Annotated in this window: 13 protein-coding genes; 7 read left to right on the top strand and 6 right to left on the bottom strand. The window is 71.7% G+C overall.

Annotated features, from left to right (window positions below; translation table 11 throughout):
• Positions 1-279 precede the first annotated feature (279 nt).
• The gene (locus AB0E94_RS43275) at positions 280-408 is read left to right on the top strand and encodes a hypothetical protein (RefSeq protein ID WP_360339160.1); all 129 of its coding nucleotides are present in this window, start codon (positions 280-282) and stop codon (positions 406-408) included.
• A gap of 75 nt (positions 409-483) precedes the next feature.
• On the opposite strand, the gene AB0E94_RS43270 is transcribed toward AB0E94_RS43275, so the two are convergent.
• Positions 484-1896 carry a serine/threonine-protein kinase gene (locus AB0E94_RS43270; RefSeq protein ID WP_360339157.1) on the bottom strand — a complete coding sequence of 471 codons (1413 nt, stop codon included), beginning with the start codon at positions 1894-1896 and terminating at the stop codon, positions 484-486.
• Positions 1897-2228: 332 nt separating this feature from the next.
• Between AB0E94_RS43270 and AB0E94_RS43265 the strand changes: the two genes are divergently transcribed.
• The 6 genes from AB0E94_RS43265 (at position 2229) to AB0E94_RS43240 (ending at position 9276) form a co-directional block, all read left to right on the top strand.
• The gene (locus AB0E94_RS43265; RefSeq protein WP_360339154.1) at positions 2229-2810 is read left to right on the top strand and encodes a hypothetical protein; all 582 of its coding nucleotides are present in this window, start codon (positions 2229-2231) and stop codon (positions 2808-2810) included.
• A 137-nt stretch (positions 2811-2947) separates the two neighbouring features.
• Positions 2948-4783: a diguanylate cyclase gene (locus AB0E94_RS43260; protein WP_360339151.1), complete on the top strand. Its 1836-nt coding sequence runs from the start codon at positions 2948-2950 to the stop codon at positions 4781-4783.
• Positions 4780-7068, top strand: a complete 2289-nt coding sequence (locus AB0E94_RS43255; protein ID WP_360339148.1) for a bifunctional diguanylate cyclase/phosphodiesterase — start codon at positions 4780-4782, stop codon at positions 7066-7068. The genes AB0E94_RS43260 and AB0E94_RS43255 overlap by 4 nt, the downstream gene beginning before the upstream one ends.
• A 20-nt stretch (positions 7069-7088) precedes the next feature.
• Positions 7089-7598: a hypothetical protein gene (locus tag AB0E94_RS43250; RefSeq protein ID WP_360339145.1), complete on the top strand. Its 510-nt coding sequence runs from the start codon at positions 7089-7091 to the stop codon at positions 7596-7598.
• On the top strand, positions 7586-8485 hold the full coding sequence (locus AB0E94_RS43245; RefSeq protein ID WP_360339142.1) for a hypothetical protein: 900 nt from the start codon (positions 7586-7588) through the stop codon (positions 8483-8485). The genes AB0E94_RS43250 and AB0E94_RS43245 overlap by 13 nt, the downstream gene beginning before the upstream one ends.
• Before the next feature lie 14 nt (positions 8486-8499).
• Positions 8500-9276, top strand: coding sequence for a hypothetical protein (locus AB0E94_RS43240; protein WP_360339139.1), 777 nt, complete (start codon positions 8500-8502; stop codon positions 9274-9276).
• A gap of 28 nt (positions 9277-9304) precedes the next feature.
• Here the strand turns inward: AB0E94_RS43240 and AB0E94_RS43235 are convergent, their stop codons facing one another.
• From AB0E94_RS43235 to AB0E94_RS43215, 5 genes are read right to left on the bottom strand one after another with little or no spacing between them, the layout of a single operon-like run.
• Entirely contained in the window at positions 9305-10447 is a 1143-nt protein-coding gene (locus AB0E94_RS43235) for an ABC transporter substrate-binding protein (RefSeq protein ID WP_360339137.1), read from the bottom strand.
• A 27-nt stretch (positions 10448-10474) separates the two neighbouring features.
• The gene (locus AB0E94_RS43230; RefSeq protein WP_360339134.1) at positions 10475-11230 is read right to left on the bottom strand and encodes an ABC transporter permease; all 756 of its coding nucleotides are present in this window, start codon (positions 11228-11230) and stop codon (positions 10475-10477) included.
• Positions 11227-11985, bottom strand: coding sequence for an ABC transporter ATP-binding protein (locus AB0E94_RS43225; protein ID WP_360339132.1), 759 nt, complete (start codon positions 11983-11985; stop codon positions 11227-11229). Before AB0E94_RS43225 ends, AB0E94_RS43230 begins: the two co-directional genes overlap by 4 nt.
• Entirely contained in the window at positions 11982-12824 is an 843-nt protein-coding gene (locus AB0E94_RS43220; protein WP_360339129.1) for an ABC transporter permease subunit, read from the bottom strand. Before AB0E94_RS43220 ends, AB0E94_RS43225 begins: the two co-directional genes overlap by 4 nt.
• Positions 12821-13819, bottom strand: coding sequence for a TIGR03842 family LLM class F420-dependent oxidoreductase (locus AB0E94_RS43215; protein ID WP_360339126.1), 999 nt, complete (start codon positions 13817-13819; stop codon positions 12821-12823). The genes AB0E94_RS43220 and AB0E94_RS43215 overlap by 4 nt, the downstream gene beginning before the upstream one ends.
• Between the last annotated feature and the right edge of the window lie 10 nt (positions 13820-13829).

Genomic DNA, 13829 nt, shown 5'->3' with positions numbered 1-13829 from the left:
GCCCTCATCGCCCTCGCCAAACTCCACCTCGGCGGCTACAACATCGACCTACCAGGCCGCACCTAACCCACACATCCACCCGGAGAGCCGACTTTTCACCCTCGCGCCGATCTTGCAGTCCTTTCCATGCCCCGACGGGAAGAAAGCTGCAAGGTCTCCCCGGCGCAGTGGACCTTGCACGACAAACCGCCCCCAGACGTGAAGAACCTTGCAAGATCCCTGCCAGGGAGGAGAACCGTGCAAGATCTGCACGGCCGGCCGAGGCCGAATCCTCCGCAAATGCGGTATTTCCGCTTCGGGCTGGTGTCCTACGTGTGCGGGGGCGGTGACCCGGGGTGTGCGGGTGCGGGTGTGGTGTCCTACGTGTGCGGGGGCGGTGACCCGGGTGTGCGGATGCGGGTGTGGTGACCGGCGGGTGCGGGTGTGGTGACCCGGGTGTGCTGGGGTGGGGCCGGTGTGCGGGGGTGGGGGCGGTGGGGCTGGTCAGGGGGTTGAGGCGGTTCGGAGGTCGGTCAGGCGCTGGCGTAGCAGGGCCGCCTGGTCGGGGGTCAGGCCGCCCTCGTTGAGGCGCTGGCGGACCTTGCCCAGCAACTCGTCCACCTGGTCGGTGACGCTGTCGTCGGTGGGGTCGATCAGGCGCAGCAGGTTCTGGAAGTCGAGAGCCACGTCGGGGCGGATCCCGCCGGACTGCTGGCCCTGTTCGATGGTGTCCTGGACCCGGGTCAGGGCGGCCTCGACGGTCAGCACCGGGTCGGTCGGGGTGACCGTCGTCGGCTCCGGTGGGGAGGGAGGCGGGGGCGTCGACGCGGCGGGGGAGATCGTCTCCTTCGGGACCAGCGACTCCGTCCGGGCCGTGGCCGGGGACGACGCCGGTGGCTGGGCGACCTCGACCGGCTCGCGGGGGGTGTTGGCGGCGTAGACGAGGGCCACACCGATCGCTGCCACGCCGGCTAGGGCGGCGCCGAACGCGACCCGCCGGGCGCCCGGGGAGGTGACCCGGGGCTGGGGCGGCAGCACCTTCGCGTGGCCGGTCGGCGGGGGCTTGGGCAGCGGGATCGTCAGGCGGGCCGGAGCCGACGGGACCAGCCGGGTCAGGGCTCGGCGGGCCTGGGCGGCGGTCGGGCGGCGGGACGGGTTGTCGTCGAGGCATCTGAGGATCAGCTCGCGCAACCGGCCCGGCAGGGTCTCCGGGAGCGGGGTGGGGCCGTGCGCCTGGGCGGCGGCCAGCTCCTCCCAGGTGTTCACGTCGTACGGCGGATCGCCGGTCACCATCTCGAACAGCAGGACGCCCAGCCCGTACAGGTCGGTGGCGGGCTCGGCGGGTTTGCCGTCGAGGCGCTCCGGCGCGGCGTAGGCGGGGGTGCCGAAACTGACCCCGGTGTCGTCGTCGTCGGCCTCGCCGGCGGCGGCGCTGATCCCGAAGTCGAGGAGTTTGACCCCGCCGGGACACAACATCACGTTGCCCGGCTTGATGTCGCGGTGCACCACCCCGGCGGCGTGCGCGGCGGCCAGCGCCTCGGCGACGGCGGCCCCGATCGACACCGCCTCACCCCACGGCACCGGGCCGTCGGCGTCGCACAGCCGTGCCGCGACGGTCTCGCCGCTGAGCAACTCCATCACCACGAACGGGGCGACCGAGCCGTCCGGCCGGACCGCCTCACGGTAGTCGTGGACTGCGGCGATGCCCGGATGGGAGAGCCGGGCCGCGAGCCGCGCCTCGCGCCACGCCATGTGCGCGGCCCGGGTGTCGCCGGCCGGCAACTTGACCGCGACCGGCCGGTCCAGCAGCTCGTCGGTGGCTCGCCAGACCTGCGCCATGCCACCCGTCTCGAGGAGCGTGACAAGGCGGTACCGCGAGGCGAGCAGCACTCCCGAGTCCGGCCAAACTTCGTGCATCCCAGGACATTCGCCCAGTCCGGCACAGCATGTCAACTCCCGGATTCGCGGGGCACGGCGCATCTCACCGTCCGTGCGGAAACCGGTGCAACTGATCAGCAAGCGGGGCGTGGCGCATCTCGCCGTCGGTGCGGTGACCGGTGCAACCGATCCGTGAGCGGGGCGTGGCGCGTCTCCGCGGTCTGTGCGGTGACCGGTGCAACTGATCCGGGGCGTGGCGCATCTCGCCGTCCATGCGGTGACCGGTGCAACCGATCCGCAACCGGCGGCGCACCGGACTGAACCCGGAACGGCGAACGATGACATCACCCCCGAGTTGAGGAGTCCCACCCATGCGTATGCGCCGTAGCGCCGCAGCAGTCGCCCTGGCCGTGGCGGTCGTCGTCCCCACCGCGGTGACAGGTGTGGCCGCCTATGCCCAGAGCCCGTCGCCGGCCGCCACGAGCGTGGTCACCGACAAGAAACCGAAACCGGACAGGAAGAAGACGCCGTTCCAGGCCAGCGGCACGGTCACCGCGGTCGACGCGGCCGCCGGAACGGTCACCGTCGCGGCCCGCAGCGGCACGAAGGATGTACGCGGGAAGACCGTGACGATGAGTGTCGCCGCCAACGCGCGGATCGTCCTGAACGGCCGGAAGGTGAAACTGGACGCCCTCATCGTGGGCCTGCGGGTGTCGGTGACCGGCACCCGGGCGGACACCGCCTACCTGGCCGGCCGGATCCAGGCCGTAGGGAAGGTGAAGCCGGCGCCCACGCCGTCCACCCCGACCGCTTCGCCGTCGCCCAGCGATTCGGTGTCCCCGGAACCGGCGCCGTCGCAGTCGTCCGCGCCCACGGAGTCGCCCACGGAGTCGCCCACGGGGTCGCCCACCGAGTCGCCCACGGAGAGCCCGGAGCCGTCCGAGAGCGAGTGACAAGACCACCGGCGACCGGTACGCCCCACCCGCCATGACAAGCCGGGGCGTGCCGGTCGTCGGCGTTTAAGACTAAGACCGGGAGCCCTCCGGCCGATTGCTGGCGGGGAGGGACCGGAGCAGGACGGAGTAGTGGCATGCCACCAGCGGTGCGCGCCGGCTCGTGGCGCGATCCGGTGCTGATCACGGTGGCGGTGGCCGCCGTGCTCGTGATCGGGGCGTTCCTGCTGGACGTGGGCACGCCCCGGGCTCAGATGATCGCGTGCTGGACCGTCACCCCGGTTCTCGACCTCGCGCTGTTCGGATTGTCCCGCCAGGTGTGCCGGGTGCCCGGCCTGCCGCCGCACGCGCGCCGTTTCTGGGCGTCGGTGGGCGTGGGCGGGCTGCTGTTCATGGTCGGCGACCTGGTCGAGCTGTGGTCGCTCGTCGCCGATCCGAGCGTCCAGCGGATCACGTTCCATCCGGTGCAGTCGGCGTCGATGATGCTCGGCGTGGTGGTGATGACGGTCGGCCTGCTGCTCACCCAGCGGGTGACCAGGTCCGGCCGGGAGCGGATCCGCCTGGTGCTGGACACCGCGATCCTGATGTCCGCCTCGGCCGTGGTGGCCTGGTGCCTGATGACCCGGCCGGGGATGGCCACGGCCGGGCCGGAGAACTTCTTCCTCGCCCTGTTCGGTTGTGGCGTGGTGCTCTGTGCGATCTTCGTGGCGATCCGGTCCGGGCTGACCGGGATGTCGCCGATGAGCCGGGTGGCGGCCGTCCCGATGGTGGTCGCCCCGATCGGCCTCGCGGTGTCGAGTGTGCTGCTGCCCAGCGGCAGTGTGCCGAACACCAGTGTGCAGATGGCGGCGGTCCTCGGCCCCTGCTTCCTGGTGCTGGCCGGGCCGCGGCTCCAGTTCCTGCACGGCGTGGACGGCCTGGACGGGCGGGAGTGGTTCAACAGGCGCCGCCGGTACAGCGTGCTCCCGTACACCGGCACTCTGGTCTGTGCGGTCGCCCTGGTGGTGATGCTGGCCTCCCGGGGGCTGGGGGTGTCGGCGTGGGGCGCGCTGGCCGGTCTGCTCGTCAACGTGGCCGTGGTGATCGCCCGGCAGGTGCTGGCGCTGGCCGACAACGACTCCCTGGTCGGCGAGATCAGGCACCGTGAGCAGCGCCTGACAGCCCTGCTGGAGCACTCCTCGGAGATCATCTCGATCGCCGGGCCGGGCGGCGGGTTCACCTACGCCAGCCCGGCGGTGGAGCGGATCCTGGGTTTCTCGCCGGCCGAGGTGCTGGGCCGGTGTTCGCTGGACATCCTGCACCGCGACGACCGGGCGCGGCTCGGCGCCGAGCTGGACGAGGTGTACGCGACCCCGGGTGCCGAGATGACCTTCCAGGGCCGTTACCGGCACGCCGACGGATCGTGGCGCTGGCTGGAGGTGGTCGCGGTGAACCTGATGGAGGAGCCCGGCATCGGCGGCGTGGTGTGCAACTCGCGGGACGTCACCGAGTCCCGGGAGCTGCACGAGCGGCTGCGCTACCAGGCCGGGCACGACGACCTGACCGGGCTGGCGAACCGGCGCGAGTTCACCGCGGCGATGGACGGCTGCCCGGGCGACGCCACGGTGCTGCTGATCGACCTCAACGGCTTCAAGCACATCAACGACACGTACGGCCACGCGGCCGGCGACGCGGTGCTGCGGCACGTGGCGGACCTGTTGCGTGACTGCACCGGCCCGGACGACGTGCCGGCCCGGCTCGGCGGCGACGAGTTCGCGGTGCTGACCGGCGGCGACCGGCCGGCTGCCGAGCGGATGGCGGACCGGATCCGGGCCGCGATCAGCGAACCGGCCGTGGTCGACGGCCGGGAACTGCGGGTGGGCGCCAGCATCGGCCTGGCGACCGGTCCGGCCGGCGTCGGCGACCATCTGCTGAACAGCGCCGACCTGCTGATGTACGAGGAGAAGCAGCGCAGCCGGACGTTGACGTCATGAGGCGGCACGTCGTCACGACCGCCCTGATCTGCCTGCTCGGCACCCTCTGGTACGGGCTGTGGCTGATCACCGCCCCGGGCACGGTGGCGATCGGCTACCTGTTCATGCCGCTGGCGATGACCGTGGGCGGGCTGTCGGTGCGTGCGCTGCGCCGGACGGCCCGCCCGGCCCTGGCCCCGGCCGGGCGCCGGTTCTGGCTGCTGCTGGAGATCTGCTGTTACCTGTTCGCGGCCGGGTTCACGCTGCTCGTGGTAGACGCGTTCCGGACCGCCCCGGAACTGCCGAACATGCCGCCGGCGGGGGCCGCGCTGATCGGCGCCGGGGTGCTGGTCGCGATGTGGGGCGTGGGTCAGGTGCCGGTCGGGGTCACCAGCTGGTACGAACGCGGCAAGCAGTGGCTGGACCGGACCATCGCGTTCCTCGGCTGCGCGATCGTGTTGTGGCATTTCGGCATCGCCCCGATGTTCTGGTCGCCCGACCCGTGGAGCCCGTCGGCGCTCACCGTGTTGCTCCTGGCGTGCGCGTTCGCGGCCGGGGCGATCACCAAGGTGGCGTATGTCGCCGGTGGCCCGGTGGACCGCCGGGCGATGCGCCTGGTCGCTTCGACCGGTCTGATAGCGGCCGCGGTGGCGCTGCTCGCGGTGCTGCGTGGCGAGAACGGGATCCTGCCCGGCCAGGCGGTGTGCATGCCGGTCTGCGGCCTGCTGATCGCGCTCGGCGTGCGCCGTCAGCTGACCGCGGCCACCGACCCGCGGGTGGTGGGCAAGGGCAACGTGTGGCTGCCGTACCTGGCGGTGCTGGCCGTGGACGTGCCCGTCGCGGACGTGCTGATCCGTCCATGGCACTGGGCGCCCGGTGTCTGGGAGGGCCGGGCCGTGGTGTCCGCCGCGGTCGTGGTGACCGGCCTGGTGGCGCTGCGGCAGTACGTGGTCTACCGGGAGAACGCCCGGCTGCTGCGGGAGAAACAGGAGTCCGAGGCGCGGCTGCGGCACGAGGCCACCCACGATCCGCTGACCGGCCTGGCCAACCGGGCGCTGTTCCGGCAGGCCCTGGACCGGGTCCTGGAGACCGGCCCGGCGACGGTGCTGCTGGCCGACCTGGACGAGTTCAAGACGGTGAACGACTCGCTCGGCCACGACGCGGGCGACGGCCTGCTGGTCGCGTTCGCACAGGTGCTGCGGGAGCTCGCCGGGCCGGGCGCCGAGGTGGCCCGGCTGGCCGGCGACGAGTTCGCGGTGCTGCTGCCACCGGACACCACCGGCGAGGAGCTGGCCGGGCGGATCGCGGCCGCCACCGCGGTGCCGATCAGCGACCAGCGGCTGCTGGTGAAGTTCAGCGCCGGGCTGGCCACCGCCCCGCCCGGTACTCCGGCCAGCGACGTGCTGCGCCAGGCCGACGCCGCCCTCTATGCGGCGAAGGAGCGCGGCCGCGCCAACTGGGTCCGCTACGCCTGGGGCATGGAACGGCCGGCGTCGGCGCACGCCCGGCTCGGCGGCGACCTGCGGCGGGCGCTGGACGCCGGTGAGTTCCGGATCGTCTACCAGCCGATCGTCTCGCTCGACGACGGCCGGATCGTCGGGGTGGAGGCGCTGGTCCGCTGGGAGCACCCGGAACGCGGCATGGTGTCGCCGGCCGACTTCATCCCGGCCGCCGAACGGACCGGCCTGATCGTGCCGCTGGGCCGCTGGGTGCTGCGCGAGACCTGTCGGCAGGCGGCCGCGTGGATCGCCGAGTTCGGCCCGGACGTGCTGGACAAGGCCGCCCCGAACGTGTCGGTCCGGCAGTTGCACGACCCGGACTTCGTGGCCGACGTGGCGGCCGCTCTCGCCGACTCCGGCCTGCCGTCGAACCGGCTGGTCCTGGAGCTGACCGAGTCGGCGGTGCTGCGTGGCCAGCACGTCTCCCAGGTGCTGCACGAGCTGCACGACATGGGGGTGCGGCTGGCCCTGGACGACTTCGGCACCGGCGAGTCGTCGCTGAGCCTGCTGCGGGCCTTCCCGGCGGCGATCGTCAAGCTGGACAAGTCGTTCGTCGACGGCATCGAGCTCGACGAGCCGGACACCCCGGCGGCGCACGCCCGGCAGGCGGTGGCCCGGGCGGTGGCGCAGCTCGCCGACGCGCTCGGCCTGGACACGGTCGCCGAGGGCATCGAGAGCCAGGAGCAGGCCGACCGGCTGCTGCGCCTCGGCTATCACGTCGGCCAGGGTTACCACCTGGGGCGGCCGATGCCGCCCGAGCAGCTGACCGAGCTCCTCGCCGCCCGGCGGGTGAAGGCCGCAGCCTAAAAGCCCGATATCGTACGGCGATGAGCGCCGACGACGGAACCGAGACCGCCCGGTCGCTCACCGAGTGGCTGGGCCAGCTGGCGTTCACCGACCTGCCGGAGGGGGACGCCGCCGCGCGGATCGCCGGCTCGGTGCAGCGGTGGGCGCAGTGGCAGGGCTGGCGGGTGTACCGGCGTGCGCCCAGCGTGTTCCCGCTGCCGCCGCCGCTGCGTGGCAACTCGGTCATCGACGTGGCCTGCGCCCGCCCGGACGGCCCGCCGCTGGCCGTCGAGATCGACCGCACCGACCGCCAGCGGACCGTCGACAAGCTGCTGGCCGAGGCGGCCGCCGGACGGGTCGCGATCTGGGTGCGCTGGGGGACCGGCCCGTTCCCGCCGCCCCCGCTGCCGGTGCACCTGGTGGTCCGTGAGGCGGCCCGCCGGTCCGGCCGGTGGTCTACGGTGTCGGCGGCGCCGCCCGCGCCACGTCACTCCGGCGCCGTCGGTTCCGGAGACCCCGTCCACGCCGAGGAGCTGCCATGGGACCTGTGAACGAGAGCCCGTACCGTCTGGCCTGGCGGGTCACCGAGCCGCTGCACGCGATGATCTACTTCGTGCCGGAGGCGCCGGAGCGCTACGCGGCGTTCGGCATCCGCCCGATGGACGGCTACTTCGCCTCCCGTGGCGCCGCGTTCGGCCCGGTGGGCCCGGAGATCGTGGCCGCCACCTTCTACAACTTCAATCCGGCCCGGGTGGCCCGGGCGCTGCCCGCGGTCTGGTCCAAGGCGTCGCCGGAGCAGCTGCTCGCGGCCCGTCTGGAGGCCGTTGACGCCGCTCTGACCCGAGGGCTGGGCGCGGAGGTGGTGAACGGCCCGGAGGTCGCCGAGGCGGCCGTGCTGGCCCGCCGGGCGGCGGAGAAGGCGGTGACCCTGCCGCACGGGCGGCCACTGTTCGCCGCGCACGCCGCCCTGCCCTGGCCGGACCGCCCGCACCTGGTGCTCTTCCACGCCCAGACGCTGCTGCGCGAGTTCCGTGGCGACGGGCACGTGGCGGCGCTGCTGTCGAACGGGATCAGCGGCCTGGACGCGATCGTCATGCACGAGGCCAGCGGCGATTCGCCGGCCGGCTTCCTGCGGGCCAGCCGGGGCTGGAGTCCCGAGCAGTGGGCCGAGGCTGAGGACGATCTGCGCCGCAGCGGCCTGCTGGACGCCGGTGGCAAGCTGACCGAGGCCGGGGTTGCTCTGCGGGCGCACGTCGAGGACCGCACCGACCAGGTGGCCGAGGTGGCCTGGCGGGAGCTCGGCGAGGACGGCTGCCGGCGGCTCGCCGAGCTGACCCGTCCGCTGAGCCGGGCCGTCGTCAAGGGCGGTCTGCTCAACCCGATGAGTTCTGTCACGCATTCCTCTCGGCCGAAACATTTGCCGGAGGGTGATCGGTAAGTCACGCTGGGTGCGTGACACAACATCTACGGAGACACCCGGCGTCCTGGTGGGCGCAGTTCCAAGAGGCCTCCGAGCGGTTCGACACCGCGTACCTGACCGAGGGGTTGGGTGACCTGATCACTCCGAAGATCGGCTCGCCGCTGCTGCGGCGGGAGGCGGAGATCGCCACCGACGTCGTGGTGCGGCACCTCAACAAACCGCAGGCCGAGGAGCTGGCGGACCGGGCCCGCAAGAGCGCGCAGCGGCTCGTCGAGACGGTGACGCGGCTGGAGGAGCGGTCCGGTGACGGCTTCTCGCTCGTCGAGGCGCACGCGCTGTGCCATCTGCTCGAGGGGCGGTTCGGTGAGGCGGCCAACGCGGCCGAGGAGTTCGTCAAGACCCAGCAGGTCCTGCGGATCTTCGTCGGCGCGATGCGGATGGAGCGGTTCGACGCGGATCTGGCGGTGAAGATGCTCGCGGCCGGGCACCAGCCGGCCGCGGCGATGCAGTCCGGGCTGGTGGTCGGCAAGTACAGCTGGTGGCCGAGCTGGCTCCTCAAGATCGTCACCGAGCGGGCGATGGACGGCCATCTCGACCAGGAGACCGTCGAGGCGCTGGACAAATGCGCGTACGCGGAGCTGAGCCCGGCCCAGTCACGGATCGCCCGCCGCCTGCTGGCCGGTGAGGACGCGCTGATCGACGCCTCGGCCGTCCGGCTGGAGGGCCTGGGCGAGGCCGACGCGGCCGAGAAACTCCGCAAGGGCGACCTGACTGCGGTCGCCCTCGCGGCGCGTCTCATTCCCGTCTAGTTGGGCCGTCTAGTCATGCCCGCCCGGTTCAGGCGCCACCCTCGGTGAGCGTCACCGTGGCCGGCTGGAACGCCGAGCCGGTCACGTCGACCCCCGCGGCCTTGGCCTGCTCGATCGCCTGGTTGATGTAGTCGTTCGTGTAGGCCAGGCCGGCCGGGGCCGCCTTCAGGACCGTGTCGCCGGTCTGGTTCTTGGTGGTCTGCGAGATGTCCACGGTCTGCTTCCAGGCCGCGTCGTCGATCACGCCGATCCCGGCGCCGGCGGCCGGCCAGACCAGCTTGTTGACCTCGTTCATCTGCCACAGCTGGTGGCTCTTGCCGAGCTTGGAGCCCTTGGCGACGACCAGGTCACGGCACTTCTCGGCGTTGTCCCGGCAGAACGCCCAGCCCTTGATCGTGGCGGTCAGGAACTTCACCGTCTGGGCCTGGTAGTTCGGGTCGTTGAGCTTCTCGGTGTTCGCCCACACCGCGTCCTGGAGCATCGACGACCCCTCGGTCTTCCAGTCGATGATCGAGAAGTCGTCGGCGGTGTAGAGCTGCCCGGTGGCCGGGTTCTTCGCCTCCAGCAGCTGGGCGTACTCGTTGTAGCTCATCGCCTGGGCGGCGTCGATCTCCTTCTTCAGCAGCGCCTGCATGTCGAACTGCTGCTGCACCAGGGTGACGTCCTTGCCCGGGTCGAGCCCGGCCTTGGTCATGCCGGCGAACAGCTCGAACTCGTTGCCGAAGCCCCAGTTGCCGACCTTCTTGCCCTTGAGGTCCGCGGCCTTGGTGATGCCGCTGTCCTTCCAGGCCACCTGGTAGGTGCCGGAGCGGGCGAAGATCTGCCCGACGTCGGTGATGCCGGCGCCCTGCTCGCGGGAGGCCAGCGCCTTGGGCACCCAGGCGATCGCGTAGTCGGCCTTGCCGGTGGCCAGGACGGTCTGCGGGACGATGTCGACGCCGCCTTCGATCAGCTCGACGTCGAGGCCCTGCTCCTTGTAGAAGCCCTGGTCCACGGCGGCGATGTAGCCGGCGAACTGGGCCTGGAAGAACCACTGCAACTGGAGCTTGATCGGGGTCAGGGCGCCGCTCGCGCCGGGGGCCGGGGTGCTCGGGGTGTCGGCGGTGCCACAGGCGGTCAGGATCAGCGCGGACGCGGTGACAATAGAGGCAAATATCCGGTTTCGTCGCACAAAAACCTCCGGGAAAACGGGCGGGATTCAGGAGAGAAGCCGTTGCCGCCACGGCATGGCGAGCCGTTCCAGCAGCAGCGTGACCAGGTAGAAGGTGAGTCCGAGGAGGCAGGCGCCGGCCACGAAGGCCCATGCACGGGGGTAGGCGGTGAACGCCGCGGCGGACGTGATCCGCGCGCCGAGCCCGTCCTGCAGCCCGCCGAAGTACTCGGCGACGACCGCGGCGATGACGGCCAGCGACGACGCCTGTCGCAGGCCGGTGAACAGATGGGGGAGCGCGCCGGGCAGCCGCACCTTGCGGGCGAAGGTCCAGCCCGAGGCGGCGTACGTGCGCATCAGCTCCTGATGGACCGGGCTCACCTCGCGCAGCCCGCGCAGCAGGTTGAGGAAGACCGGGAAGAACACCACGATGCCGGTCACCAGGCGGCGCGGGACGCTGCTGGTCGACTCGAACATGTTGTTGAGGATCGGGGCGAGCGCGATGATCGGGAGCGCGTTGACCACCGCCGCGAACGGGATCGACACCTCGCCGAGGAGACGCGACCGGCTCGCGGCCAGCGCGGCCAGGACGGCCAGCAGCGTTCCGCCGATCAGCCCGGCGAGCGCGTTGGCGCCGCTGGCCAGCGCCGCGTCCCAGATGTTCTGCTTCTGCTCGACGATCTGCGCCCAGATGGCCGTCGGGGCGGGCAGGATGAACGGGGCGACCCGCCCGAGCGTGACGAAGAGCTCCCACAATCCGAGGGCGAGAACACCGAAGACCAGGGGCGGGAGCACTCGTCTCATGAGCGCAGCGCCTGTCGTACCTCGGTGATCTTCTCGAAGTAGACCGGAGCCTGCCGTCCTGCCTCGTCCCGGGAGGGAAGTTTGACCTCGATCGACGCGGTGATCCGGCCCGGGCGGGCCGACATGACGACCACCCGGTCGGAGAGGAAGACCGCCTCGGAGATCGAGTGGGTGACGAAGACCGTGCTGGTGCCGGTCGTGGCGCAGATGCCGAGCAGCTCCGACTGGAGACGCTCGCGGGTCATCTCGTCGAGCGCGCCGAACGGCTCGTCCATCAGCAGCAGCGGCGGCTGGACCGCCAGGGCCCGGGCGATCGCGACCCGCTGCTGCATGCCGCCGGAGAGCTGCCCGGGGTAGTGACCGGCGAAGTCGGCCAGCCCGACCAGCTCCAGCATTTCCTCGGCTTTGGCCTTGCGGTCCGCCTTGGACATGCCGCGCAGTTCGAGGGGAAGTTCCACGTTGCGGCGCACGGTCCGCCACTCGAAGAGCCCGGCCTGCTGGAAGGCGATGCCGTACTCCTGCTCGCGGCGGGCCTGCGCGGCCGGCCGGTCCGCCACCGTGACGGTCCCGGTGGTCGGCTCGATCAGGTCGGCGATCAGGCGCAACAGGGTGCTCTTGCCGCAGCCGGACGGGCCGATCAGCGACACGAACTCGCCGTCGCCCACGGTCAGGTCCACCTCGGAGAGCGCGAGCACCTCGTCGCCGCGACCCTGGTTGAAGATCTTGGTCAAACCGGAGACGACCACGGCGGTCACAGGGTCACCACCTCCACGTGGCGTCGGTGCCGCATCAGCGGCAGTTCGAGGAGACTGACGATCCCGGCGACCAGCAGGCCCAGCAGGGCCGCGCCGAGCATCGCCGTGTAGACCTTGGCGGGATCACTGGTGGCCTCCCGCGAGTACTCGATGAGCAGACGGCCGATGCCGCCGCGGGTGCCGGTCGAGATCTCGCCGACCACCGCGCCGACCACCGCCGCCGCCCCGGCCAGGCGCAGGGCCGGGAAGAGGTAGGGCAGCGCCGCCGGGAACCGGAGTTTCACCAGCGTGCGCCACCACCCCGCCGCGTAGCTGCGCATCAGCTCGACACCGCTGGCGGACGGTGACTGGAGCCCGCGCAACATGCCCACGGCGACCGGGAAGAAGGCCAGATAGGCCGCGATCACCGCGACCGTCGCCCAGGGCGGCATCAGCGTGCCGCCCCAGCCGGCGATCAGCGGCGCGAGCGCCACCAGCGGCACGGTCTGGGAGAGGATGACGTACGGCAGCAGCCCGCGCTCGACGATCCGGAACCGCTGCATGGCCGCCGCGAGGACGAGCCCGATCACCGTTCCGGCCAGGAACCCCACGGCCGTGATGCCGAGGGTGAACAGGCACGCGTCGAGCACCACGATCCACACCGGCCGGCCGCCGGTCATCTCCGGGTCGGCCAGCCGGGTGAGGATCGTCCACAGGTGTGGCATGGAGAGGTCGTCGGCGCGCGGGAGCACCCGCACGCCGAACAGCACCGTCCCCTCGGGATCGCCGGCTGCCTTGTACCCCTCCCAGAGCAGTGCGGCCGCGATCAGACCGGCGATCACCGAGAGGACGCGCCTCACGAGAACGCCGGGATGATGTGCTCGCCGTAGGCGGCGAGCGTCGAATCCTTGCCGTCGTGCTGGAGGTAGACGGAGAACTGGTCGACGCCCAGTTCGCGCAGCTCCTTCAGCTTCTTGAGGTGGCTCTCCACGGGACCGAGGACACAGAACCGGTCCACGATCTCGTCCGGCACGAAGGTGGTGTGACTGTTGCCGGCACGACCGTGCTCGCTGTAGTCGTACCCCTGCCGGGCCTTGATGTAATCGGTGAGGGCCTGCGGCACCGCGCCGCCGTCGCCACCGTAACGGGCCACGATGTCGGCGATGTGATTGCCGACCATGCCGCCGAACCACCGGGTCTGCTCCCGCTGGTGCGTCAGGTCGTCGCCGACGTAGGCCGGCGCCGCCACGCAGAACTTGATGGCGTCCGGGTCCCGTCCCGCCTTGGATGCCGCGGCGCGGACCGCTTTGATCATCCACTCGGCGATGTCCGGGTCGGCGAGCTGCAGGATGTACCCGTCGCCCACCTCGCCGGTGATCGCGAGGGCCTTCGGGCCGTAGGCGGCCACCCAGACCTCCAGGCGGCTGTCGGCCGCCCAGGCCAGTTGCAGCTCCTGGCCGCGGACCGTGACCTTCTCGCCGTTGCCGAGGCCCTTGATCGCCAGCACGCTCTCCCGGAGCTGGCCGAGGGTCTGCGGGGTGAGGCCGAGCACGCGCAGCGCCGAGTCGCCGCGGCCGATGCCGCAGACGGTCCGGTTGCCGTACATCTCGTTGAGGGTCGCGAAGGTCGAGGCGGTGACCGTCCAGTCCCGGGTGCCCGGGTTGGTCACCATCGGGCCGACGATGATCCGTTCGGTCGCGGCCAGGATCGCCGAGTAGACGACGAACGGCTCCTGCCACAGCACGTGCGAGTCGAACGTCCAGAAGTGGCTGAAGCCGGCCGCCTCGGCCTTCTTCGCCCACTCGACGATCTCCAGCGCGGGTGGGTCGTTCTGTAGTACAACACCGATGTCCAAGTGGCCCACC

The sequence above is a fragment of the Actinoplanes sp. NPDC026670 genome, from assembly GCF_040638175.1.
Taxonomy (GTDB): domain Bacteria; phylum Actinomycetota; class Actinomycetes; order Mycobacteriales; family Micromonosporaceae; genus Actinoplanes.
Note: the sequence above shows the minus strand (reverse complement) of the source record. Positions and strands in the feature narration are given on the sequence as shown.